The 23,837-nt window shown below is 69.6% G+C and carries 21 protein-coding genes; 4 read left to right on the top strand and 17 right to left on the bottom strand.

Features of this window, described 5'->3' with window-relative positions; translation table 11 throughout:
• Positions 1 to 9: 9 nt before the first annotated feature.
• From serA to ASG69_RS17295, 4 genes are all read right to left on the bottom strand, one after another.
• The gene (serA, locus tag ASG69_RS17310) at positions 10 to 1,605 is read right to left on the bottom strand and encodes a phosphoglycerate dehydrogenase (RefSeq protein WP_056445463.1); all 1,596 of its coding nucleotides are present in this window, start codon (positions 1,603 to 1,605) and stop codon (positions 10 to 12) included.
• Between the two features lie 147 nt (positions 1,606 to 1,752).
• Positions 1,753 to 2,754, bottom strand: a complete 1,002-nt coding sequence (gene ilvC / locus ASG69_RS17305; protein WP_027507014.1) for a ketol-acid reductoisomerase — start codon at positions 2,752 to 2,754, stop codon at positions 1,753 to 1,755.
• 79 nt (positions 2,755 to 2,833) lie between these two features.
• Positions 2,834 to 3,337, bottom strand: a complete 504-nt coding sequence (gene ilvN / locus ASG69_RS17300) for an acetolactate synthase small subunit (RefSeq protein WP_027507015.1) — start codon at positions 3,335 to 3,337, stop codon at positions 2,834 to 2,836.
• Positions 3,334 to 5,262, bottom strand: a complete 1,929-nt coding sequence (locus tag ASG69_RS17295) for an acetolactate synthase large subunit (RefSeq protein ID WP_051613648.1) — start codon at positions 5,260 to 5,262, stop codon at positions 3,334 to 3,336. Before ASG69_RS17295 ends, ilvN begins: the two co-directional genes overlap by 4 nt.
• Positions 5,263 to 5,536: 274 nt before the next feature.
• Between ASG69_RS17295 and ASG69_RS17290 the strand changes: the two genes are divergently transcribed.
• A complete protein-coding gene (locus tag ASG69_RS17290; protein ID WP_162246770.1) occupies positions 5,537 to 6,028 on the top strand; it encodes a PH domain-containing protein in 492 nt (163 codons plus the stop codon).
• Between the two features lie 69 nt (positions 6,029 to 6,097).
• On the opposite strand, the gene ASG69_RS17285 is transcribed toward ASG69_RS17290, so the two are convergent.
• A complete protein-coding gene (locus ASG69_RS17285) occupies positions 6,098 to 6,931 on the bottom strand; it encodes a DoxX family protein (RefSeq protein WP_197027855.1) in 834 nt (277 codons plus the stop codon).
• 58 nt (positions 6,932 to 6,989) lie between these two features.
• Here ASG69_RS17285 and ASG69_RS17280 point away from each other — a divergent pair, with 58 nt between their 5' ends.
• Positions 6,990 to 8,132, top strand: a complete 1,143-nt coding sequence (locus tag ASG69_RS17280; protein WP_027507017.1) for a PQQ-dependent sugar dehydrogenase — start codon at positions 6,990 to 6,992, stop codon at positions 8,130 to 8,132.
• A gap of 60 nt (positions 8,133 to 8,192) precedes the next feature.
• On the opposite strand, the gene gatB is transcribed toward ASG69_RS17280, so the two are convergent.
• The 4 genes from gatB to gatC form a co-directional block, all read right to left on the bottom strand.
• Positions 8,193 to 9,710: an Asp-tRNA(Asn)/Glu-tRNA(Gln) amidotransferase subunit GatB gene (gene gatB, locus ASG69_RS17275; protein WP_056445465.1), complete on the bottom strand. Its 1,518-nt coding sequence runs from the start codon at positions 9,708 to 9,710 to the stop codon at positions 8,193 to 8,195.
• A 44-nt stretch (positions 9,711 to 9,754) separates the two neighbouring features.
• Complete coding sequence (locus ASG69_RS17270; protein ID WP_027507019.1) at positions 9,755 to 10,786, bottom strand: ATP-dependent 6-phosphofructokinase; 1,032 nt, start codon at positions 10,784 to 10,786, stop codon at positions 9,755 to 9,757.
• Positions 10,787 to 10,883: 97 nt separating this feature from the next.
• On the bottom strand, positions 10,884 to 12,380 hold the full coding sequence (gatA, locus tag ASG69_RS17265) for an Asp-tRNA(Asn)/Glu-tRNA(Gln) amidotransferase subunit GatA (protein ID WP_056445468.1): 1,497 nt from the start codon (positions 12,378 to 12,380) through the stop codon (positions 10,884 to 10,886).
• Complete coding sequence (gene gatC / locus ASG69_RS17260; RefSeq protein ID WP_027507021.1) at positions 12,380 to 12,676, bottom strand: Asp-tRNA(Asn)/Glu-tRNA(Gln) amidotransferase subunit GatC; 297 nt, start codon at positions 12,674 to 12,676, stop codon at positions 12,380 to 12,382. The genes gatA and gatC overlap by 1 nt, the downstream gene beginning before the upstream one ends.
• A gap of 173 nt (positions 12,677 to 12,849) precedes the next feature.
• Here gatC and ASG69_RS17255 point away from each other — a divergent pair, with 173 nt between their 5' ends.
• Positions 12,850 to 13,500, top strand: coding sequence for an amino acid-binding protein (locus ASG69_RS17255; RefSeq protein ID WP_027507022.1), 651 nt, complete (start codon positions 12,850 to 12,852; stop codon positions 13,498 to 13,500).
• Here the strand turns inward: ASG69_RS17255 and ligA are convergent.
• The 8 genes from ligA to ASG69_RS17215 all read right to left on the bottom strand — a co-directional run bounded on the left by ligA (position 13,444) and on the right by ASG69_RS17215 (position 22,777).
• Positions 13,444 to 15,594 carry an NAD-dependent DNA ligase LigA gene (gene ligA / locus ASG69_RS17250; RefSeq protein WP_056446203.1) on the bottom strand — a complete coding sequence of 717 codons (2,151 nt, stop codon included), beginning with the start codon at positions 15,592 to 15,594 and terminating at the stop codon, positions 13,444 to 13,446. The genes ASG69_RS17255 and ligA overlap by 57 nt on opposite strands.
• Before the next feature lie 62 nt (positions 15,595 to 15,656).
• Complete coding sequence (locus ASG69_RS17245) at positions 15,657 to 16,682, bottom strand: methionine synthase (protein WP_056445471.1); 1,026 nt, start codon at positions 16,680 to 16,682, stop codon at positions 15,657 to 15,659.
• Positions 16,679 to 17,788, bottom strand: coding sequence for a tRNA 2-thiouridine(34) synthase MnmA (gene mnmA / locus ASG69_RS17240; protein WP_056445474.1), 1,110 nt, complete (start codon positions 17,786 to 17,788; stop codon positions 16,679 to 16,681). The genes ASG69_RS17245 and mnmA overlap by 4 nt, the downstream gene beginning before the upstream one ends.
• 30 nt (positions 17,789 to 17,818) lie before the next feature.
• The gene (locus ASG69_RS17235) at positions 17,819 to 19,027 is read right to left on the bottom strand and encodes a cysteine desulfurase family protein (RefSeq protein WP_056445477.1); all 1,209 of its coding nucleotides are present in this window, start codon (positions 19,025 to 19,027) and stop codon (positions 17,819 to 17,821) included.
• A 70-nt stretch (positions 19,028 to 19,097) separates the two neighbouring features.
• Complete coding sequence (locus ASG69_RS17230) at positions 19,098 to 20,009, bottom strand: lysophospholipid acyltransferase family protein (protein ID WP_156380554.1); 912 nt, start codon at positions 20,007 to 20,009, stop codon at positions 19,098 to 19,100.
• Entirely contained in the window at positions 20,006 to 20,845 is an 840-nt protein-coding gene (locus ASG69_RS17225) for a GNAT family N-acetyltransferase (RefSeq protein WP_056445480.1), read from the bottom strand. The genes ASG69_RS17230 and ASG69_RS17225 overlap by 4 nt, the downstream gene beginning before the upstream one ends.
• Before the next feature lie 124 nt (positions 20,846 to 20,969).
• On the bottom strand, positions 20,970 to 21,926 hold the full coding sequence (locus tag ASG69_RS17220) for an electron transfer flavoprotein subunit alpha/FixB family protein (RefSeq protein ID WP_027507028.1): 957 nt from the start codon (positions 21,924 to 21,926) through the stop codon (positions 20,970 to 20,972).
• Between the two features lie 50 nt (positions 21,927 to 21,976).
• Positions 21,977 to 22,777, bottom strand: a complete 801-nt coding sequence (locus ASG69_RS17215; protein WP_056445483.1) for an electron transfer flavoprotein subunit beta/FixA family protein — start codon at positions 22,775 to 22,777, stop codon at positions 21,977 to 21,979.
• 256 nt (positions 22,778 to 23,033) lie between these two features.
• Between ASG69_RS17215 and ASG69_RS17210 the strand changes: the two genes are divergently transcribed.
• Entirely contained in the window at positions 23,034 to 23,819 is a 786-nt protein-coding gene (locus ASG69_RS17210) for a class I SAM-dependent methyltransferase (RefSeq protein WP_056445486.1), read from the top strand.
• Positions 23,820 to 23,837: the final 18 nt, after the last annotated feature.

Raw genomic sequence — 23,837 nt, 5'->3', positions numbered from 1 at the left:
GCGTCGACATCAGGACAGGTCGACCAGCTCGATGGTCGTCGCGCCCACGGAGGCGGCGATGGCGTCCCGAACGTCCTGCGCCACATCTCGATCGACGCGCAGCAGGATGGTGGCGCCACCGCCCTCCGCGTCCTGGCTGAGTGCCGCGGCGGCGATGTCGACACCGGCGTCGCCCAGGGCGGTGCCGATGCGTCCGAGCGAGCCGGGACGGTCGTCGTACGTCACGATGAGGTTCTTGCCCTCGGCGCGCAGATCGAAGTTGCGGCCGTTGATGTTGACGATCTTCTCCACGTGCTGGGGACCGGTGAGGGTGCCCGCGACGTTGACGACGGTCCCGTCGCCGTAGACCGCTCGGACGTCGACGACGCTCCGGTGGTTGGGGCTCTCGCTGGCCTTGGTCACGTCGGCCGTGACACCACGCTCCTCGGCGAGCGACGGTGCGTTGACGAAGGTGACCGCGTCCTCGATGACGGCGGAGAACAGTCCCCGCAGCGCCGACAGCTTGAGGATGTCGACGTCCTCGGACGCCAGCTCACCGCGCACGTCGACGGACAGCGACGTCGGGAGCTCGTCCGACAGGGCACCCAGCAGGACGCCCTGCTTGCGCACGATGTCGAGCCACGGCGCGACCTCCTCGCCGACGGCACCGCCGGAGACGTTCACCGCGTCGGGCACGAACTCGCCGGCGAGGGCGAGCAGGACGGACTTGGCGACGTCGGTGCCGGCGCGGTCCTGGGCCTCGGTGGTCGAGGCACCGAGGTGCGGGGTGACGACGACCTGCGGGAGCTCGAACAGCGGGCTGTCGGTGCAGGGCTCGCTCGCGTAGACGTCGATACCCGCGGCGAAGACGTGGCCGCTGGTGATCGCGTCGGCGAGAGCCTGCTCGTCGACCAGTCCACCGCGGGCGGCGTTGACGACGATGACGCCCTTCTTGGTCCGGGCGAGCGCCTCCTTGCCGATCAGACCCTTGGTCTCGGGGGTCTTCGGCAGGTGTACGGAGAACATGTCGGCACGCTCGAGAAGCTCGTCGAGGCTGACCAGCTCGATACCGAGCTGCGCGGCACGAGCCGGCGAGACGTAGGGGTCGTACGCGATGATGTGCGTCTCGAACGCGGCGAGACGCTGCGCGAAGAGCTGACCGATACGGCCGAGCCCGACCACGCCGACGGTCTTGCCGAAGATCTCGACGCCGTTGAACTTGCTGCGCTTCCACTCGTGCTGACGCAGTGTGGCGTCGGCGGCGGGGATCTGGCGAGCAGCCGAGAGCAGGAGCGTCACCGCGTGCTCGGCGGCGGTGTGGATGTTGGACGTGGGGGCGTTGACGACGAGCACGCCGCGCTCGGTGGCTGCGGGGACGTCGACGTTGTCCAGGCCGACGCCGGCGCGGGCGACGATCTTGAGCTTGGTACCGGCAGCGAGCACCTCGGCATCGACCGTGGTCGCGGAGCGGACCAGGATGGCGTCGGCATCGGGGACCGCGGCGAGGAGGGCCGGACGATCCGGACCGTCCACCCACCGGACCTCGACTCCGTCGCCGAGAGCCTCGACGGTGGACTGCGCAAGTTTGTCGGCGATGAGGACGACGGGGCGGCCTGGCTGGCTCACGTGGAGAACTCCCTGATCAGGTGACGGAGAAGAGGTGTGGTTCCGGATTCGTGCGGGCGTCAGCCTAGTGGCCGAGCCGCGACCCGACGCAGGGCACCCGAGGTCGAGGAACTCGACCGCGGGTGCCCCGTGTCAGGAATGCGAGAGTCAGGCCGTCTCGGTGATGGGACGGTCGACCCAGCTCATGAGGTCGCGCAGCTTCTTGCCGGTGACCTCGATGGGGTGCTCGGCGTTCTGCTTGCGCAGGCCCTCGAGCTCGGTGTTGCCGTTCTCGACGTTGGCCACGAGGCGCTTGGTGAACTCGCCCGACTGGATGTCGGCCAGGATCGCCTTCATGCGCTCCTTGGTGCCGGCGTCGATGACGCGCGGCCCGGAGAGGTAGCCACCGAACTCCGCGGTGTCGGACACCGAGTAGTTCATGCGCGCGATGCCGCCCTCGTACATGAGGTCGACGATGAGCTTGAGCTCGTGCAGCACCTCGAAGTACGCCATCTCGGGCGCGTAGCCGGCCTCGACCATGACCTCGAAGCCGGTCTTCACCAGCTCCTCGGTACCGCCGCACAGCACGGCCTGCTCACCGAAGAGGTCGGTCTCGGTCTCTTCCTTGAACGTGGTCTTGATGACCCCGGCACGCGTGCCGCCGATGCCGCGGGCGTAGGACAGCGCGAGAGCCTGGCCCTCACCCTTCGGATCCTGGTCGACGGCGATGAGGGCGGGAACACCCTTGCCGTCGACGAACTGACGGCGTACGAGGTGGCCGGGTCCCTTGGGGGCGACCATGCCGACGGTGATGTTGGCCGGGGCCTCGATGAGCTTGAAGTGGATGTTCAGGCCGTGGCCGAAGAACAGCGCGTCGCCGTCCTTGAGGTTGGGCTCGATGTCGTCCTTGAAGATCTGCGCCTGGGCGGTGTCCGGAGCGAGCAGCATGATGACGTCGGCCCACTCGGAGACCTCCGCCGGCGTGCCCACGCCGAGGCCCTGCTCGGCAGCCTTGTCACGCGACTTGGAGCCTTCCTTCAGACCGATACGGACGTCGACGCCCGAGTCGCGCAGGCTGAGCGAGTGCGCATGGCCCTGGCTTCCGTATCCGATCACAGCGACCTTGCGGCCCTGGATGATCGAGAGATCGGCATCGTCGTCGTAGAACATCTCGACTGCCACTGTGGTTTCCTCCTACATCTGTCCCGGTCGTATGTGACCGGGTAATCGAAACTACTGGGTTGGGTGACTAGCGGGACGCGGTGATGGACTTCGGTCCACGACCCACCGCGACGACGCCGGACTGGACGATCTCGCGAACACCGTACGGGTCGAGCATCCGGAGCAACGCCTCGAGCTTCGAGCGGGTACCGGTCGCCTCGACGGTGACTGCCTCCGGCGAGACGTCGATGACCTTGGCGCGGAACAGGTTCACCGTCTCGATGACCTCGCTCCGCACGCTCGCGTCGGCGCGGACCTTGATGAGCACGAGCTCACGAGCGACCGACGAGTCGGCTTCCTGCTCGACGATCTTGATGACGTTGACGAGCTTGTTCAGCTGCTTCGTCACCTGCTCGAGCGGGAACTCGTCGACCGTGACGACGATGGTCATGCGCGAGATCTCGGGAACCTCGGTGCCGCCCACCGCGAGGGAGGCGATGTTGAATCCGCGGCGCGAGAACAGCGACGCCACGCGTGCGAGCACGCCCGGCTTGTCCTCGACGAGCACGCTCAGGGTGTGACTGGTGCTCACAGGTCGATGCCTTTCGAATTCGCGCCCTGGGCCGCCTCGGTGACGTCGCCGACCGAGCCGGGCTCCTGCGCCGCTTCCTCGTCGTTGTCGAACAGCGGACGGATGCCGCGGGCGGCCATGATCTCGGAGTTGCCGGTGCCCGCAGCGACCATCGGCCACACCTGGGCGTCCTTGCCAACGATGAAGTCGATGACGACCGGGCGATCGTTGATCGCACGCGCCTGCGCGATCACCGCGTCGACGTCCTCCTCACGCTCGCACCGCAGTCCGACGCATCCCAGCGCCTCGGCGAGCTTGAGGAAGTCGGGGATGCGGACGGCGCCGTGCGTGCCGAGCTCGGTGTTGGAGTAGCGCTCCTCGTAGAAGAGCGTCTGCCACTGCCGCACCATGCCGAGGTTGCCGTTGTTGATGACGGCGACCTTGATCGGGATGCCCTCGACCGCACAGGTCGCGAGCTCCTGGTTGGTCATCTGGAAGCAGCCGTCACCGTCGATGGCCCAGACCTCGGTGTCGGGCAGACCCATCTTGGCGCCCATCGCGGCCGGGACCGCGTAGCCCATCGTGCCGAGTCCACCCGAGTTGAGCCACGTCCGCGGCTTCTCGTAACTGATGAACTGAGCGGCCCACATCTGGTGCTGTCCGACCCCGGCGCAGTAGATCGCGTCGGGTCCGGCGAACTTGCCGATCGACTGGATCACGAACTCGGGCGACATCGCACCGTCCGACGGACGGTCGTAGCTCAGCGGGTAGGTGCGCCGCACGTTGTCGAGGTAGGTCCACCAGTCGGCGAGATCCAGCGCGGTGCCGGTGGCCTGGTCCGCGCGGATCGCCTCGATCAGCTCGACGATGACCTCGCGGCAGTCACCCACGATCGGCACGTCGGCGAACCGGTTCTTGCCGATCTCCGCAGGATCGATGTCGGCGTGGACCACCTTCGCCTCGGGGGCGAACGAGTCGAGCTGCCCGGTCACGCGGTCGTCGAAACGAGCGCCGAGCGTGATGAGCAGATCGCTCTTCTGCAGTGCGGCGACCGCGGCGACCGTTCCGTGCATGCCGGGCATGCCGAGGTTCAGGTCGTGGCTGTCCGGGAAGACGCCCCGCGCCATCAGCGTCGTCACGACGGGGATGCCGGTGAGCTCCGCCAGCTCGAGGAGCTCGGGCGACGAGTTCGACTTGATGATGCCGCCGCCGCAGTACAGCACCGGCTTCTTCGCTGCCGCGATGAGCCGCGCGGCCTCACGCACCTGCTTGCCGTGCGGCTTCGTCACCGGGCGGTAGCCCGGCAGCTTCATCTCCGGCGGCCACGAGAAGGTGGTCTGCGCCTGCAGGACGTCCTTCGGGATGTCGACGAGCACCGCGCCCGGTCGTCCGGAGGACGCCAGGTAGAAGGCCTCGGCGATCATGCGCGGGATGTCGAGCGGGTCGGTGATGAGGAAGTTGTGCTTGGTGACGGGCATCGTGATGCCCGAGATGTCGGCTTCCTGGAAGGCGTCGGTACCGATCAGCGCGCGGCCGACCTGTCCGGTGATGGCGACGACCGGGACGGAGTCCATCTGCGCGTCGGCCAGCGGCGTCACCAGGTTGGTGGCGCCGGGACCGGACGTCGCGATGCACACGCCGACGCGGCCGGTGGCCTGCGCGTAGCCGGTGGCGGCGTGGCCGGCACCCTGCTCGTGTCGCACCAGCACGTGCCGGACCTTCGCCGAGTCGAGCAGCGGATCGTAGACGGGAAGTACGGCACCACCGGGAATGCCGAAGACGACGTCGACCTCGAGCTCCTCGAGTGCGCGGACGACGGACTTCGCTCCGGTCACGCGCTCGGGCGCGAGGGGACGACGCTGCGGCGTCGCGGACGGAGTGGGACGATCGGCGGCGGGCGGAGCCTTGCGTGGTGCCGGGCCGGGCCGGGCGGTGGGTGCGCTCACTGGTGCTTCCTTAGAACTTCATCCGGGCAAGAAAAAACCCTCGCCAGCAGATGCTGTACGAGGGTGGCGCGTCGTGGCTGAGCGTGAAGACGTTTCGGCTCAGGCGACGACGCGCCTGCCGATTACGAGGAACTCTTCACGCTTCACGCGTGTGACGTTAGGCGCGTGATGCGGTGCCAGTCAAACTTACCGAACTCGTTGTCCCATTATGTGGGATGGCGTTATGCAGTGCGAAGATGGAGGGGTGTCGTCTTCGCAGCAGTCCGAACCACCGGTGACAGTCTCCCATACCGAGAGCCCCACTTCCGACGCCTCCCCCGCGGCCCCCACGGTGTTCCGCATCCCGGCCCTGGCGCTGTCCGGCGTGGCGCTGTTCCTGTTCGGGGTCACGTTCCCCGTGGTCGGGGCGCCGGAGCTCTTCGGGTGGATGCTCGCGCTCCCGGTCCTGCTGGGGTACTGGATCATCCGCGTCCGGACCACCGTCACTCCGGAGCGGTTCGTCTCGCGCAGGGCGTTCCGTTCCACCACGGTGCCGTGGTCGTCCGTGACGGGACTGCTGTTCCCGAAGCTCGGGTGGGGCAAGGCGACCCTCGAGGACGGCTCGACCGTCCGGATGCCGGGCGTGACCGTCGACAAGCTCCCGCTTCTGTCCGCGGCGAGCGGCGGCGCGGTGCCGGATCCGTCGCCGGTCGAGGAGCCCGCTCAGGACGAGCCGGTCGAGGCCGAGTCCGCCGTCGAGCAGGACGAGGCCGAACCGCGGGCCTGAACGACCACAACTCGGCCGGATCGACGGAATCCCGTCGATCCGGCCGAGTTGTGGACGGTGACGCACGGATCAGGCGAAGGGGTCGGCGCCGTTCAGGAAGATCCACAGCGCTGCAGCACCGCCGATGCCGATGGCCAACGCGAGGAACGACCCGATGAAGGGGCGGCGCGCCCATCCACGTCCGCCGTCCACGGCGATCCGTCCGGGGCCCGTGAGGATGATGGACGCCGACGCCAGCACCAGCAGCGTCTCGTACTCGACACCTGCAGGGGCGAAGAACTGCAACCCCGGCTCGCCGACCTGACGCACGAGCCAGGCGTTGATCATGACGGCGAGGACTGCGGCACCCGCGAGAGGCGTGGCCAGGCCGAGGATCAGCAGCGCACCGCCGGCGACCTCGCCGACCGCACCGAGAATGGACAGCAGACGTGCCTGGTCGTAGCCGGACCCGGCGACGATCTCCTGGAAGCCCGAGAGCCCGGGACCGTCGAACCATCCCGTGAGCTTCTGCAGACCGTGCACAAGCACGATCGCGCCGACGCTCACGCGCAGGATCAGCAGTCCGAGATCGAGCGTGCCGCGACGCTCCGGGACCACCTCGGGCCGCACCTCGGCCGGGGTCGCCGTGCGGTCGGTTCCTGCCACCGGGATCGCGCGCGTCGCGCTGTCGTCGTAGGCCGGTTCGGTGCGACTCGCCGTCGTCGTGTCACCGGGGTAGCCGGTGAGCTTCTCGGTGGGATGCGCGGTACGCGACCGGTCGGCGTCGAGTTCGTCGTCGGTGCGCGGGAGCTGTGCTCCGCTGCCCCCGCCTATCCGCTCGGTCGGCTGGTCGTAGGGACTCGCCGCCGGCTCGTAACCGGACGGGGAACGGCCTGTGTCATCGGACTTCTCACTCACGTGCATCAGCGTAGATGCGGCGGGCCCGTTCCCGGCGCAGGCGCGACCCGTACCGTGGGATCTCATGACAGTGGGTGGGACTCGGCGCGCGGCCCGGCGATCGTTCGTGCTCGGCGCGGCGGTGATGGCGATCGTCACGGCCTCCGCGGGATGCGCACGCTTCGACGACTCCGCCTCGACGGAGTTCTCCCCCGAACCCACGTTCGGCGCTGCCGACATCGAACCGGTGGAGCCGGGAGCGCCGGGTTCCAGCACGCCGCCCGCGCCGTCACCGGCCACCGGGCCCTGCGTGGATCCGGATCCCAACGTGGTCGCGACCTGTCTCGACACCCTGTCCGGCCTCGTCGTCCTCCCCGGCGGGGCATCGGCCCTGGTCGGCGAGCGTCGCACCGGCACCATCTTCCAGGTGGCTCCGGGCCAGGCACCCCGACCCGTCGTGACCGTCCCGGTCGACGGCGACGGCGACGGCGGACTGCTCGACATCACGCTGTCCCCCACCTACGACGAGGACCGCCTCCTCTACGCGTACATCACGACGGCGACCGACAACCGCGTGGTACGCATCGCGGCGGGAGACGTCCCGAAGACCGTGCTCGCCGGCATCCCCCGCGGGACCACCAGCTCGGGTGCCCTCGATTTCTCGTCACCCGACGAACTCCGGGTGATCACCGGCGACGGGGGCGATCCCGCCGCTGCGGCGAACCCGGCGTCGCTCGCAGGCAAGGTTCTGGCCGTCACCGACCCGCGTGTCGACTCCACCTCGGCTCCCCGCGTCGTCATGAGCGGCATCGGCCGCGCCGGCGACGTCTGCATCGACGCCACGGGCAGCACCTGGGTGACCGATGCGACGGCCACCGAGGACCGGCTGTCCCGCATCACGCCCGAGGGTGCCGTCGTCAGTCCCGTGTGGACGTGGCCGGACAAGCCGGGCGTCGGCGGATGCGCGGCCGCACCCGGCTCGGTGGCCGTGTCGATGTCCGGTGCCCGTGCGCTGGCACTGGTTCCCGTGGACCCGGACACCAACGCGGTGACGACGCCGCCGACCCTCACCGCACAGGACCGGTACGGCCGCCTGCGTGGTGCGTCGCTCGGCGCTCAGGGCCAGGTGTGGGTGACCACCGTGAACAAGGACGGCGGCCAGCCGGTGCCGACGGACGACCGAGTGGTCATCGTGCCGGTGCCGGCCGGCGGCGGCGGGAGCGACTAGCGGGAAGGCCGGAGGCCGGTCGGTCGGTCGGCGGGGAGGCCGGTCGGTCGGTCGGACTCTCTAGCTGCAGGCGGCGATGACGAGTTCCTTGACTCGCGCGGGGTCGGCCTGGCCCTTGGTCGCCTTCATGACGGCACCGACGATGGCGCCGGCGGCCTGCACCTTGCCGCCGCGGATCTTCTCCGCGACGGAGGGGTTGGCCGCGAGCGCCTCGGACACGGCCGTCTCGAGCGCCGAATCGTCTTGCACGACAGCGAGTCCGCGTGCCTCGACGACGGCGTCGGGGTCACCCTCACCATCGAGGACACCGTCGACCACCTTGCGGGCGTTGGCGTTGGTGAGTGTGCGGTCGGCGACCAGCGCGGCGACGCGGGCCACCTGAACCGGGGTGATCGCCAGGTCCGCGAGGTCGACGCCGCGGGTGTTGGCCTGCTGCGACAGGTACGCCACCCACCAGCTGCGGGCGGCGTCGGGTGTCGCACCGGCGTCGACGGTCGCGGTGATGAGGCCGAGCGCATCGGCGTTCACGACGTCGCGCATGACGAGATCGGACCAGCCCCACTCCTTCTGGATGCGAGAGCGGGTGATCCACGGCGCCTCGGGAATGGTGGCGCGCAGTTCCTCGACCCAGGCGGCGTCCGGGGCGACCGGCTCGAGATCGGGCTCCGGGAAGTAGCGGTAGTCCTCCGCGGTCTCTTTCTTGCGACCGGGCGCCGTGCTGCCGTCGGCCTCCTGGAAGTGCCGCGTCTCCTGCACGATCTCGCCGCCCTCCGCGAGAACTGCTGCCTGACGGCGCATCTCGTAGCGGACGGCGACCTCGACGCTCTTGAGGGAGTTGACGTTCTTGGTCTCGGTCCGGGTGCCGAACTCGGTGGCGCCCTTCTCCATCAGCGAGACGTTGGCATCGCACCGGAGCGAGCCCTGGTCCATCCGCACGTCGGACACGCCGAGCTCGCGGATCAGTTCCCGCAGCGCCGTGACGTAGGCGCGGGCCACCTCGGGCGCGCGGTCGCCGGCGCCCTCGATGGTCTTGGTGACGATCTCGACGAGAGGCACACCGGCCCGGTTGTAGTCCAGCAGTGAGTGACTCGCTCCGTCGATGCGACCGGTGGCGCCGCCGACGTGCAACGACTTGCCGGTGTCCTCCTCCATGTGGGCGCGCTCGATGTCGACCCGCCACGTGGACCCGTCGTCGAGCACCACGTCGAGATAGCCCTCGGTGGCGATCGGCTCGTCGTACTGCGAGATCTGGTAGTTCTTCGGCTGGTCCGGGTAGAAGTAGTTCTTCCGCGCGAACCGACCCCACGGCGTGATGGAGCAGTTCAGCGCGAGGCCGATCCGGATGGCGGACTCGACGGCAGCCGCGTTGACCACCGGCAGCGCACCCGGCAGGCCGAGGCACACCGGACACACCTGGGTGTTGGGCTCGGCACCGAACTCGGTGGGGCACCCACAGAACATCTTGGTGGCGGTACCGAGCTCGACGTGCACCTCCATGCCCAGCACGGGGTCGTACCGGGAGATCACCTCGTCGTAATCCATCAGGCTCGTCGAGTGCGATGAGGTGGCAGCAGTCATGGTGCCGAGTTTACTGCGGACCGGTGGGCCGAACCCCCTCGGTGTCAGCCGAAGAAGGCGGCCGCGTCCAGGTAGCGACTCTCGGGAACCCGCTTGAGCTGGCGGACGGCCTCCTCGAGGTCCACCAGGCCGATCTCGGCGCCCTGGAGGGAGACCATCTTGCCCTTCTCCCCCGCGTGCACGGCGTCGACGGCGTTGACGCCGAAACGGGTGGCGAGGACGCGGTCGTACGGAGTGGGCTTGCCGCCGCGCTGCACGTGGCCCAGCACCGTGGTGCGGACCTCCTTGTTGATGCGGCGTTCGATCTCGACGCCCAATTGCTGTGCGACACCGGTGAACCGGACGTGGCCGAACTCGTCGATTCCTCCGTCGCGGATCTCCATCGACCCCTCCTTGGGCGTCGCTCCCTCGGCGACGACGCAGATGAAGTGGGAGTCCCCGCGCTGGAACCGCTTCTTCACCAGATCGCACACCTCCTGGACGTCGAAGGGCTGCTCGGGGATCAGTGTCATGTGCGCGCCGGACGCGAGGCCGGAGTGCAGCGCGATCCAGCCGGCGTGCCGCCCCATCACCTCGACGAGCATGACGCGCTGGTGGGACTCGGCGGTGCTGTGCAGCCGATCGATCGCGTCGGTGGCGATGGTGAGTGCCGTGTCGAAACCGAACGTGACGTCGGTGCAGTCGATGTCGTTGTCGATGGTCTTGGGAACCCCGATGACGGGCACGCCCTCCTGCGACAGCCAGTGTCCGGCGGTCAACGTGCCCTCGCCGCCGATGGGGATGAGCACGTCGATGCCGTTGTCGTCCATCGTCTGCTTGATCTGGTCGAGCCCCGCCCGCAGCTTCTCGGGATTGACGCGTGCGGTCCCCAGGATGGTGCCGCCCTTGGTGAGCAGTCGATCGTTGCGATCGTCGTTGCGCAGTTGGATACGACGGTCCTCGAGCAGGCCGCGCCAGCCGTCGAGGAATCCGACCACCGATGACCCGTAGCGGGCGTCCGCCGTGCGTACGACGGCCCTGATGACCGCGTTGAGTCCCGGGCAGTCGCCGCCGCCGGTAAGTACTCCGATACGCATGGGTCGGTGCCTCTCGTTCGCGGGTGTCGACGCGGGGTCGCCGCGCACGATGCTCGTCACCATCTTGCTACCTCCGGCGCGCGGAGGCACGGTCGGATCAGATCGCGGACGGCTGGGGAAACTCTCCCCGTGCGGCTTCGTACGCCGCACCGACCCGGTAGAGGCGATCGTCCGCCATCGCCGGAGCCATGATCTGCAGCCCGACCGGGAGACCGTCCGCGAGACCGGACGGCACCGACATGGCCGGGTGACCGGCCAGGTTGGTCGGCAGGGTGCAGAGGTCGTACAGGTACATGGCGATGGGGTCGTCGACCTTCTCGCCCAGCGCGAACGCCGTCGACGGGGTGGTGGGCGACACCAGGACGTCCACCTTCTCGTAGGCACGATCGAAGTCCCGGGCGATGAGCGTCCGGATCTTCAGAGCCTGGCCGTAGTACGCGTCGTAGTAGCCTGCGGACAGCGCATACGTCCCGATCATGATGCGGCGCTTGACCTCCGGGCCGAACCCGGCGGCACGCGACATCGCCATGACCTGATCGGCACTGTGCGTTCCGTCGTCACCGACCCGCAGTCCGTAGCGCATCGCGTCGAAGCGGGCGAGGTTGGACGACACCTCCGACGGGAGGATGAGGTAGTACGCGGCGAGGGCGTGATCGAAGTTGGGGCACGACACCTCCACCACCTCGGCGCCCAGCGAGGTGAGCACCTCGACGGCGGCGTCGAAGGAGGAGATGACCCCCGGCTGATATGCGTCCGAGTGCAGTTCCTTGACGACGCCGACGCGCACGCCCGTCAGATCTCCACCCGCGCCGCGGCGCGCGGCCGCGACGACGTCCGGCACCGCCGCGTCGACCGACGTCGAGTCGCGGGGGTCGTGTCCGGCGATGACCTGGTGCAGCAGCGCGGTGTCGAGCACCGTCCGCCCGCAGGGACCGCCCTGATCCAGGGAGGAGGCGCAGGCGATGAGCCCGTACCGGGAGACGCCGCCGTACGTCGGCTTGCACCCGACGGTTCCGGTGACGGCGGCCGGTTGCCGGATCGAGCCACCGGTGTCGGTACCGATGGCCAACGGTGCCTGGAACGAGGCGAGCGCCGCGGCCGAACCGCCGCCCGATCCACCCGGCACCCGAGTGGTGTCCCACGGGTTCAGGGTGGGTCCGTACGCGCTGTTCTCGGTGGACGACCCCATCGCGAACTCGTCCATGTTGGTCTTGCCCAGCAACGGGATTCCCGCGGCACGCAGCCTCGCGGTGACCGTGGCGTCGTACGGCGAGACCCATCCCTCGAGGATCTTCGAGCCGGCGGTGGTGGGCATGTCCGTGGTGGTGAACACGTCCTTCAGCGCCAACGGGACGCCGGCCAACTCCGACGCGGGCGTCTCACCCGCGTCCAACGCGTCGTCGACGCGCTGGGCGGCGGCGACCGCCTCGTCCCCCGCGACGTGCAGGAAGGCGTGCAGCGTTCCGTCGACCTCGGCGATGCGATCGAGGTGGGCGCGAGTGACCTCCACGGCGGAGACCTCGCGGGTGCGGATCTTCGCGGCCAGGTCGGACGCGGTGGACCGGATCAGATCGGTCTGCTCGGCGGCGGTCATCACTCTTCTCCCAGGATGCGCGGCACCGCGAAGCGGCTCTGTTCGGACGCGGGCGCCTCGGCGAGGGCACTGTCCGGGCCGAGACCCGGGACGATGACGTCTGGCCGGGTGACGTTGGTCACAGCGAGCGGACTCGCTGTGGCGTCGACGTCCGAGACGTCGACCTCCGACACCGCCTTCACGTGGCCCAGAATGGCGTCGAGCTGACCGGCGAACGCATCGAGTTCGTGCTCCTCGAGCGCGAGCCGGGACAGTCGTGCGAGGTGGGCGACCTCGTCGCGGGATATGGCAGACACGTCCGTCAGGCCCCCTTCGATTCGTAACGCATGCCGAGCAGCCTAGTTCGTGGCGACCACCCCACCGTCACGGCCTCGCGTCGCGGCGAGGGACGGCGAGCCCCGCCGTCCTCCACCTTCCCGTGGGCCGCGTGCGACTCGATGGAGACGGCGTCGAGTGCGAGGATGTCGGCGTGTCGTATCTCCTGCGGGTCCAGTTGCCCGACCGTCCGGGCAGTCTCGGGTCGCTCGCCGTCGCCCTGGGTTCGGTGGGGGCCGACATCCTGTCGCTCGACGTCATCGAACGCGGAGCCGGATTCGCGGTGGACGATCTGGTGGTGGACGTCGCGCCGGGCGCCCTCCCCGACACACTCATCACCGCGGCCGAGAAGCTCACCGACGTCCGCGTGGACTCCATCCGTCCCTACGCCGGCATCCTGGACACACACCGCGAGCTCGAGCTCATCGATCAGGTGGCCACGGCGCACGACGACCGTCTGCAGGTGCTCGTGGACGGTGCGCCGCGGGTCTTGCGCGTCGGATGGAGCACCGTGGTGGGCATGTCGGATCACGGTCCGGCCGTCATCGTCGGCAGCTCCGGGGCGCCCGAGTCGCGGGCCGACGACATGCCGTGGATGCCCCTCGAGAAGCCGGCAGTCCTCGACCCGACCGGAGCATGGGTTCCGCAGTCGTGGAAGGACATGGACACCACACTGGCCGCGGCGCCACTCGGATCGTCGGGCACCGTGCTGGTGCTCGGACGACCCGGCGGACCGGACTTCCGACCGTCAGAGATCGCCCGGCTCGGCTACCTGGCCGGCATCGTCGCCACCGTCCTCGGCTGAGTCCGCCCCGGCGACCAGCGCGCGGGCCGCGTCGGGCCCCTCGCCGAGCAGCGTGCGGAACCCGTCCTCGTCGAGCACCGGAACACCGAGTTCGAGCGCCTTGTCGTGCTTGGATCCGGGCGCGTCGCCGACGACCACGAACGCCGTCTTCTTCGACACCGACGAGGCCGCCTTGCCGCCGCGGGCCAGGATCGCCTCCTTCGCGTCGTCACGCGTGAACGTGGCGAGCGATCCGGTGACGACGATCGACAGACCGTCGAGCGTGCGCTCGATACTCTCGTCGCGTTCGTCCTCCATGCGCACGCCCGCCGCCGACCACTTCTCCACGATGGCGCGGTGCCAGTCGACGTCGAACCACTCGACGACTGCGCGGGCGATGGTGGGGCCCACCCCGTCGGCGGCGGCCAGTTCCTCCTCAGTCGCCGCCCGGATGGCCTCGAGCGACCCGAAGCGGGCGGCGAGGGCGCGGGCGGCGGTCGGCCCGACATGGCGGATCGACAATCCGACGAGCACCCGCCACAGCGGCTGATCCTTGGCTCGCCCCAGGTTGTCCAGCAATCGCCGACCGTTCGCGGACAGCGCTCCCGCCTTGGTTCGGAAGAGATCCGTCCGGGTGAGCTGGTCCTCGGTGAGATCGAACAGATCGCCCTCGTCCTCGATCACCTGTGCGGACAGCAGCGCCGTCGCGGCCTCGTACCCCAACACCTCGATGTCGAATGCACCACGGCCCGCGACGTGAAAGACCCGCTCCCGCAACTGTGCCGGGCACGAGCGCGAGTTGGGGCAGCGGATGTCGGCGTCGCCCTCCTTGGCCGGTGCGAGCTCGGTTCCGCACTCGGGGCAGTGCGTCGGCATGACGAACTCCCGCTCGTCCCCGGTGCGCGCGTCGACCACCGGACCGAGCACCTCCGGGATCACCTCGCCCGCCTTGCGGATGACCACGGTGTCACCGATCAGCACGCCCTTGCGCACGACCTCGGACGCGTTGTGCAACGTCGCCAGGGACACCGTCGACCCCGCCACGAGTACCGGCTCCATGAACGCGAACGGCGTCACTCGCCCGGTGCGACCGACGTTGACCCGGATGTCGAGCAACGTCGTGGTCGCCTCCTCCGGCGGATACTTGAAGGCGATGGCCCAGCGGGGTGCGCGGGACGTGGATCCGAGTCGGCGGTGCAACGCCATCTCGTCGACCTTCACCACGAGGCCGTCGATCTCGTGCTCGACCGAGTGCCGGTTCTCTCCCCAGTACTCCATGCGTTCGACCACCGCGTCCACGCCCTGCACCAGTGCGGTGTGAGTCGAGACCGGCAGACCCCAGGCGGCGAGCGCGTCGTACGCGACGGACTGGGCGGCGGGGGCGAAGCCCTCCATCCGGCCGAACCCGTGACAGATCATGCCGAGCCGCCGCCGCGAGGTGACCGCGGGGTTCTTCTGCCGCAGCGACCCCGCGGCGGAGTTGCGCGGGTTGGCGAACGGCGGCTTGCCCTGCTCGACGAGAGAGGCGTTGAGCGCCTGGAAGTCCTCGAGCCGGAAGAACACCTCGCCCCGCACCTCGAGCAGCGTCGGGACCGGGAACCCGTCCGACGGGGTGAGCACCTCGGGGATGTCGTCGATGGTGCGCGCGTTGAGCGTCACGTCCTCCCCGGTGCGTCCGTCACCGCGGGTGGCGGCGCGCACCAGTCGGCCGTTCTCGTACACGAGATTGAGCGCGACACCGTCGATCTTGACCTCGCAGAGGTAGTGCAGGTTCTCCCCCGCCTCCACCTCGACCCTGCGAGCCCAGGCACGCAGCTCGTCCGCGTCGAACACGTTGTCCAGGGACAACATTCGCTCGAGGTGGTCGACAGCCGTGAAGTCCGTCTCGAAGCCGCCACCGACGAGCTGCGTCGGCGAGTCGGGCGTCCGGAGATCCGGATGCTCCTCCTCCATCGCCTGCAGGCGCTTCAGCAACTCGTCGAACTGCCCGTCCGAGATGATCGGCGCGTCCCGCACGTAGTACCGGAACTGGTGACCGCGGACCTCCTCGGCCAGCGCGTCCCACTCCTGCTTCTGCTCGGGTGAGGCCGGGACCAGGTCCGGCGGTGTCTCGATCTCGTCCACGATCGCAGACTATCGGAGCGCTCCGACACCGTTCCCGGTGACGAAGGCCGGTGTCACAGCGCGTCGGGATCCTCGGTGAAAGCAGCGCGGACGTCGCGCAGCACCGTCAGAGCGTGCCGGGCCCACGGCAGGCTCGCGCCGGACAACCCACACGTGGGTGAGACGGCGACGCGCTCGGCGAGGTACCGCCTCGGGAAGCCCAACCGATCCATCAGTTCCACTGCGGGCGCCGCACTCTCGCGCCACGCCGGGTACTTCTCCGGGTCGGTTCCCGGCACCACCCCCAGGACGGCGACACCGCCGCTCTCCAGGTAATCGCCGACCGCGTCGTACCGCGACGTGGGCAGCAGGGACAGATCGAACGAGACGCCGTGCACCCCGCTGCGTCCGAAGACCTCGAACGGGACGTCGGCGGAGCACGTGTGCACGATCACGGGTCGGTTCACCCGCTGCACCACCGAGCCCAGCAGGTCGGCCACCTCCGGCGCCGGCACCGCGGCGATCTGCTCGAGGCTCGTCACGCCCTGCAGGCGACCGGCCAGCACGGCCGCGATGCGAGGTTCGTCGAACTGGACGACCACCTCGGCGCCGAGCCGCCTCGCGACCTCGTCGGCGTGCGCGGCCACTCCCTCGGCCAACGACCCGGCGATGTCGCGCACCGCACCGCGGTCGGTCAAGGCGCGGTGACCGAAGGCCAGCTCGATGTCCGCGGCCATCGTCAGCGGGCCCGCGGCCTGCACCTTGACGGCGCGGCCGGATCCGCGCAGCCCGGCCAGTTCCCACTGCTCCTCGAGAACGTCGAGGTCCTCCGTCAGGAAGTCGCGGGCCCGGCGGCTCGTCGTACTCGGCCGTCGGCTCACGCGGTATCCGCTGGTGGCCGCATCGATCTCGATGTCGACCAGCAGCACGCCGGTGCGCCCGATCATGTCGGCGCCGAGACCTCGCGCCGGGAGTTCCACGACGTGCGGCAGGTCGGGGAGCTCGCCGATCACCGTCGTGACGGCGTTCGCGATGTCCGTTCCCGGCCACGAGCCGACGCCCGTCGCCACGCCTGCCAGAGCGGCAGCAGGATCCGTCACGGGCGAGCGGACGCGGTGAGTGGCGACTCGGCGGAGGTTCCCGCGATGGTGCCGCTGCCGACCACGATGTCGCCTGCCGGGTCGGGGCGGTACAGCACGGCTGCCTGACCACGTGCGACTCCGGTGAGCGGGGACCGCAGACCGATGCGCAGGGTGTCGCCGTCGACACGAGCGACGGCGTCCGCGAGTCCGCCGTGTGCCCGGACCTGGACGACGCAGTCCACGTCGCCCTCGGGCGGCGTGCCGGACGTCCAGACGGGTGTGCTCGCATCGATGCCGTACACGTCGAGGCGGCTCGCCGAGCCGACCCGGACGGTCCCGGTCTCGGGCTCGATGGAGGTGACGTACCGCGGCTTGCCGTCGGCGGCCGGTCCCTCGACGCCCAGGCCCTTGCGCTGGCCGACGGTGAACCCGTGCACACCGTCGTGCTCGGCGAGCACCGCGCCGGAGTCCGCGTCGACCACCGATCCGGGGCGCACGCCGATACGGGCGCCGAGGAACGCCCGGGTGTCGCCGGACGGGATGAAGCAGATGTCGTGACTGTCGGGCTTGTCCGCGACGGCGAGACCGCGGCGGGCGGCCTCGTCACGCACCTCCGCCTTCGGGGTGTCCCCGATCGGGAACAGGGCACGGGACAGCTGGCGCGCGGTGAGGACGCCCAGCACGTAGGACTGGTCCTTGTCGGCATCGACCGCACGACGCAGCACGCCGTCCTCGAGCCGGGCGTAGTGGCCGGTGGCGACCGCGTCGAAACCGAGCGCCTCGGCCCGATCGGCGAGCGCCGCGAACTTGATCTTCTCGTTGCAGCGCAGGCACGGGTTCGGGGTCTCGCCTGCGGCGTAGGACGCGACGAAGTCGTCGATCACGTCCTCCTTGAACCGATCCGCGAAATCCCAGACGTAGAACGGGATCCCGAGCACGTCCGCGGCGCGGCGCGCGTCCCCGGCGTCCTCCTTGGAGCAGCACCCGCGCGACCCGGTGCGCAGAGCGCCGGGAGCGGTGGACAGCGCCAGGTGCACCCCGACCACCTCGTGGCCGGCATCGACGGCACGCGCCGCCGCCACGGCGGAATCGACGCCGCCGCTCATCGCTGCCAGAACTCTCATGTCACCACTCTTCTCGTCTCGACGTTCTCGTCATCTCGAACTGGACGCCATGCCGGCGGCCCGCGCACGTTCGACGACGCGCGGCAGGACCTCGAGCAGTGCGTCGACATCGGCGTCGGTGCTGGTGTGGCCCAAGGAGAACCGCAGTGATCCGCGGGCATCGGCCGCATCGACGCCCATCGCCAGCAGCACATGACTCGCCCGCGCGACACCCGCCGTGCACGCGGATCCCGTCGAACACTCGACACCGGAGGCGTCGAGCAACATCAACAGTGAATCGCCCTCGCATCCGGGGAACGTGACGTGCACGTTGCCGGGAAGTCTGTCCGCGCCGCGGGCACCGTTGACCGACGCGCCGGGCACCGCGTCGAGGACACCCTCGATGACACGCTCGCGCAACGCCACGAGCCGCGCCTCGGTGTCGGCCCGTCCGGCGACGGCGACGTCGAGGGCGGCCGCCATGCCCACGGCACCTGCCGTGTCGGGCGTCCCGGACCGGACGTCGCGTTCCTGACCGCCTCCGTGCAGCAGTGATTCGCAGGGCACCGAGCGTCCGAGCAGCAGCGCGCCGACGCCCTGGGGTCCGCCGAACTTGTGTGCCGCGATGGACAGCGCGGAGAGACCACTGGACGCGAAGTCGAGCTCACGGACACCGGCCACCTGGACCGCGTCGCTGTGCATGGGCACGTCGAACTCGGCCGCGATGGCAGCGAGTTCGCGGATCGCCATGATGGTGCCCACCTCGTTGTTCGCCCACATGATCGACACGACGGCGACCTCGTCGGCGTGCAGCTCGAGTTCTCGGCGCAGCGTCGACGGGAGGACGCGGCCGTCGGCCTCGACCGGCAACCAGGACACCGCGGCGCCCTCGTGACGTTCGAGCCACTCCACGGCATCGAGCACGGCGTGATGCTCGACCGAGCTGGTGATCACGCGGACGCGACGAGGATCACGCGCTCGGCGTGCCCAGAAGATACCCTTGACCGCCAGATTGTCGCTCTCGGTGCCGCCGGAGGTGAAGATGACCTCGGACGGACGAGCGCCCAGCGCCGCGGCGATGGACTCCCGCGACTCCTCGATGCGGCGGCGGGCCGTGCGCCCCGATCCGTGCAGGGACGACGCGTTTCCCACGGTCCGATGGATCTCCGTCATCGCCTCGATCGCCGCGGGGACCATCGGAGTGGTCGCGGCATGATCGAGGTACACCGGCGTTCCGGGCACACGTGGGGGCTGTGGCATGACGTGGTCCAGGATAACCGGTCGCGGACCCCGCCTCTCCCCCGCGCGAGCACGCCCGAACTGCCGTGCGTCAGCTCGCCCGCACGACGGTTCCGGCGTACTCACCGGGGCGGACCGGCTGGGCGAGCCGATCCCGGCGCGGCAGTCGCGTGCGGGTGACGCGCAGGGGCGGAACTGCCCTCTCGTCCTGGTGTCGGCGCACGGCCAACTCCGCGCTGCGCGCCAGCAGTCGACGATCGTCGATGGGCGCGATGTCCTCGCACACCCGCACGGCGGCACGGACGCCCTTGAGCCGCAGGATCCTCGACATCGACTCGCCGATGGTCTCGTCGCCCACGAAGGCGGTGGCCGTCGTCGGACGGTGGTCGACGTCGCGGTAAGTGACTGCGATCGGCCGCACCACCGCACCGGCGTCGATGGCCGCCTGGAACAGGGCGGGACGGAACGATCCGTAGGCGGTTCCGCACCAGGTGGTGCCCTCGGGGAAGACGACCACCGTGGCTCCCGATCGCAAGGCCTCGGTCACCTCGTCGACGGTGCCGGGCAGGGAGCGGAGTCGCTCACGGGCGATGGGGACGACCCGCACGATGCGTGCGAGCAGACCCAGGACGGGCCAGTCCACGAGGTCCGCGCGGGCGACGAAGCGGCACGGGAAACAGGCTGCCAGCACCAGGACGTCCGTCCAGGACACGTGATTGGCGACGACGAGCGTTCCGACGCCGGTGGGCTCGGCCGTGCGGTCGCCGACCAGAGTCACCCGGACACCGAGCGCGCCGAGGAGTCCCCTGGCTCCGGCACGTGCGGTGGCGCGTCGACCGCCCGCCGGCAACACCCGGCCCGCCAGCAGGAGCGGGACCACGGCGAGCAGCACCGCCACCAGGACGCAGCGCACCACCACGCGTGCGGTGCCCACGGTCGCCGAGACCGCCGGATGGCACCCCGTCCCGCACGGGCTGGCGGGCATCCAGGCGTGTGTCGTCACGCGTGCGACTCCGCGGTCGCCGCGGCCGAGCGGAGCCGGTCGAGATAGCGGACGTTGGCGTCCTTCATGTGCAGGAGGGTGACGAAGTCCGCGACGCCGAAATCGGGATCGTGGGCCGGCTCCCCGCAGATCGAGGCGCCCATGCGCAGATAGCCGCGCATCAGGGCCGGCACCGAGGTGCGGGCGGGCGCCGTCATGTCGGCGAGGGCGACACCGTCGACGCGCACGGGGGTCCGGGGATACGCGCGGACCTCGGAGCGGTGCCGCTTCTCGACGAGGTCGTACACGCCCTTGACGTGCGCGCCGTCCGGCTCCCCGTCGCCGAGTGCCATGGGGACCGACACACAGCCCATCACCCGGTCGTAGCCACCGAGGTCGATGTACCGGAGGATCCCGGACCACATCAGCGCCAGCACCGAGCCGGATCGATGGCCCTCCAGGACGCATGCACGACCCATCTCGACCGTCCGCAACTCGTGTGCACGCAGTTCGCTGATGTCGAACTCCGTCGCCGTGTAGTACCCGCCGGCGCGCTCCGCACCGTCCGGCGTGAGCATGCGGTAGCAGCCGACACGATCGCCGGTGCGGTTGTCGACGACGAGCAGGTGATCGCAGTGGTCGTCGAAGCGGTCGGCGTCGAGGCCGCCGTCGAAAGTGGTCGACTCGTACCCCGCTTCCGAGCCGAACACGGTGGCGCGCAACCGCTGCGCCGCGAGCACGTGTTCCGGGGTGGATCCGAGAACGAGTGAGTGGTGCTTGTCGGAGACGAGCACGTGCTCGTCGGCCGAGGACGGGGTGATGACGGTCGGTGCCGAGTCGCACACATCTGATGTCATGGCACATAGATCTATCGAGCCCACTCGACGGCACTCACAACACGACGTGACCGGAAGGTGCACGAACGACGAAAGCCCCGCTACCGACGAACGGTAGCGGGGCTCTCGGGTACTGCTGAGGGGATCAGCCCTTGCGCTTCTTCACTGCCTCGGCGAGCTGAGGCGTGACGTCGAAGAGGTCGCCCACGACGCCGAAGTCCGCGATCTCGAAGATCGGTGCTTCCTCGTCCTTGTTGACGGCGACGATCGTCTTGGACGTCTGCATGCCGGCGCGGTGCTGGATCGCACCGGAGATGCCGAGCGCGACGTACAGCTGGGGCGAGACGGTCTTGCCCGTCTGACCCACCTGGAACTGGCCCGGGTAGTAGCCCGAGTCGACGGCTGCACGCGACGCGCCGACGGCCGCACCGAGCGAGTCGGCCAGGTCCTCGACGACGGAGAACTTGTCCGCGCTGCCGACACCGCGACCACCGGAGACGACGACCGACGCCTCGGTGAGCTCGGGGCGGTCGCCGCCGGCGACGGGCTCACGCGAGGTGACCTTGACGACGGCCTCCTCCTGCGCGGGAACCTCGACGTCGACACGCTCACCGGCACCGGCCTGCGGCTCGGCGTCGATGGCACCCGGGCGGAGCGAGATGACCGGGACGTCGCCGTTGGTCTTCGCCTCGACGGTGAACGCGCCACCGAAGATGGAGTACGTGGCGGACTTGTCGGCGTTGATCGCCACGACGTCCTGGTGCAGTCCGGCACCGAGGCGAGCGGCGAGACGACCCGCCACCTCCTTGCCCTCGATGCCACCGGACGTGAGGATCGCGGCGGGCGAGACCGACTCGGCCAGGGACGACAGCACGTCGACCTTGGGCGTGACGAGGAAGCCGTCGACGTCGGCGGACTCCGCGACATAGATCTTCGCGGCGCCGGCCTCGGTGAGTGCGGCGGCGATCGCGTCGGTGGTGCCCGGCGCTCCCGTGACCACCGCGGACGGCTCACCCAGAACGCGGGCGGCCGTGATGAGCTCGCTGGTGACCTTCTTCAGTGCCCCGTCTGCGTGCTCGACGAGTACGAGTACCTCTGCCATGGTGTTTCTCCTGTACTGCAGTGAGACGAATGTGTGCTGGTGACGGGGATCTAGATGATCTTCTGCGCGACGAGGTACTCGGCGACCTTGGTTCCGCCGTCGCCCTCGTCGTTCACGCGCTCACCAGCGGTCTTCGGCGGCTTCGGGGTCACCGTGGTGACGGTGGTGCCCGCGTTCGCGACGCCCACGGTCTCCGGATCGACGCCGATGTCGGCGAGGGTGAGGACCTGCACCGACTTCTTCTTGGCGGCCATGATGCCCTTGAAGGACGGGAAGCGCGGCTCGTTGATCTTCTCGGTGACGCTGACGATCGCGGGGAGATCCGCCTCGAGGCCGAAGATGCCCTCGTCGGTCTCGCGCTCGCCGCTGACCTTGCCGTCGGCGACGACCAGCTTGCGCATCTGGGTCAGCTGCGGGATGCCGAGGTACTCGGCGATGATGGCGGGGACCGCGCCGATGCGGCCGTCGGTCGCCTCGTTGCCGGCGATGACCAGATCTGCGGCCTCACCGTTCTCGAACTCCACCTGGCCGAGTGCGGCAGCGAGAGCCCACGCGGTCTGGATGGCGTCGGAACCGTGCATGGCCGGATCGTTGACGTGCACAGCACTGTCCGCGCCCATGGAGAGGGCCTTGCGGATGGCCTCGGTCGCGCGGTCGGGTCCTGCCGAGAGAACCTTGACCTCGCCGCCGTCGCGCTCCTTGATCAGGAGTGCCTCCTCCACGGCGCGCTCGTTGATCTCGTCGAGCACGGCATCGGCCGCGTCGCGGTCGAGCGTGTAGTCGCCGTCCGAGAGCTTGCGCTCGGACCACGTGTCGGGAACCTGCTTGATCAGTACGACGATGTTCGTCATGGGTCTTCGTCGACCTCCTGTGTCCTGTCTCGGTGAATCAGGTCTTGATCTCGTAGCGCGGGGCCCGAAACGTATTCGGAGTTCACGCTGCGCGCGGTGGGCCGAAGCCCCGGAACCGACGTGTCACGGACGTTACCCCATTCGTGGTTACTGATGGGTAACTTACTCCTGTCGGGCCGATAAATCACCCCCCGGGGCCCCTCGGACCGCCGACCGGCGTCGCTCGACCGGGCAGGTGGGAACTACTGTCGCCCGGATGAACGACGCCGCGACCGACACGACCGTGTCGACCGAGACACCCCTCCCGCTCACCGGCGAGCGCACCGTGCCCGGCATCGCCGAGGAGAACTACTGGTTCCGTCGGCACGAGGTCGTGTACCGCCGTCTCGCACCGGCCTGCGCCGACCGAGTGGTGCTCGAGGCGGGCTCCGGCGAGGGCTACGGCGCCGACATGATCGCGCGGACGGCGACACGGGTGATCGGTCTCGACTACGACCGCAGCGCCGCCGAACACGTCGCTCGCCGGTACCCGTCGGTCGCCATGACCCGAGGCAACCTCGCGATGCTGCCGCTGCGCGGCGAGAGCGTCGACGTCGTCGTCAACTTCCAGGTGATCGAACATCTGTGGGACCAGGCCGAGTTCCTGCGGGAGTGCCTCCGGGTTCTGGTTCCCGGCGGCGTCCTCCTCGTCAGCACTCCCAACCGCATCACGTTCTCCCCCGGCCGGGACACCCCGCTGAACCCCTTCCACACCCGCGAGCTCGCACCTGCGGAACTACGGGAACTACTGTCCGACACGGGATTCGAGATCGACTCGATGACCGGAGTGCATCACGGCGAGCGACTGCGCGAACTCGACGCGACCCACGGCGGATCGTTCATCGACGCGCAGATCGACCGCGCGCTCGCCGGTGAGCCGTGGCCCGCGACCCTCGTCTCCGACGTCGCCGGCATCACCGTCGACGACTTCGACATCCACGCCGAGGCGATCGACGAGAGCCTGGATCTCGTCGCGGTGGCCCGGAAACCGTCCAGCACGTGACGAGCGCGACCTCGGCCG

Source organism: Rhodococcus sp. Leaf225, assembly GCF_001426145.1.
In the GTDB taxonomy this organism is placed as follows: Bacteria; Actinomycetota; Actinomycetes; order Mycobacteriales; family Mycobacteriaceae; genus Rhodococcoides.
Note: the sequence above shows the minus strand (reverse complement) of the source record. Positions and strands in the feature narration are given on the sequence as shown.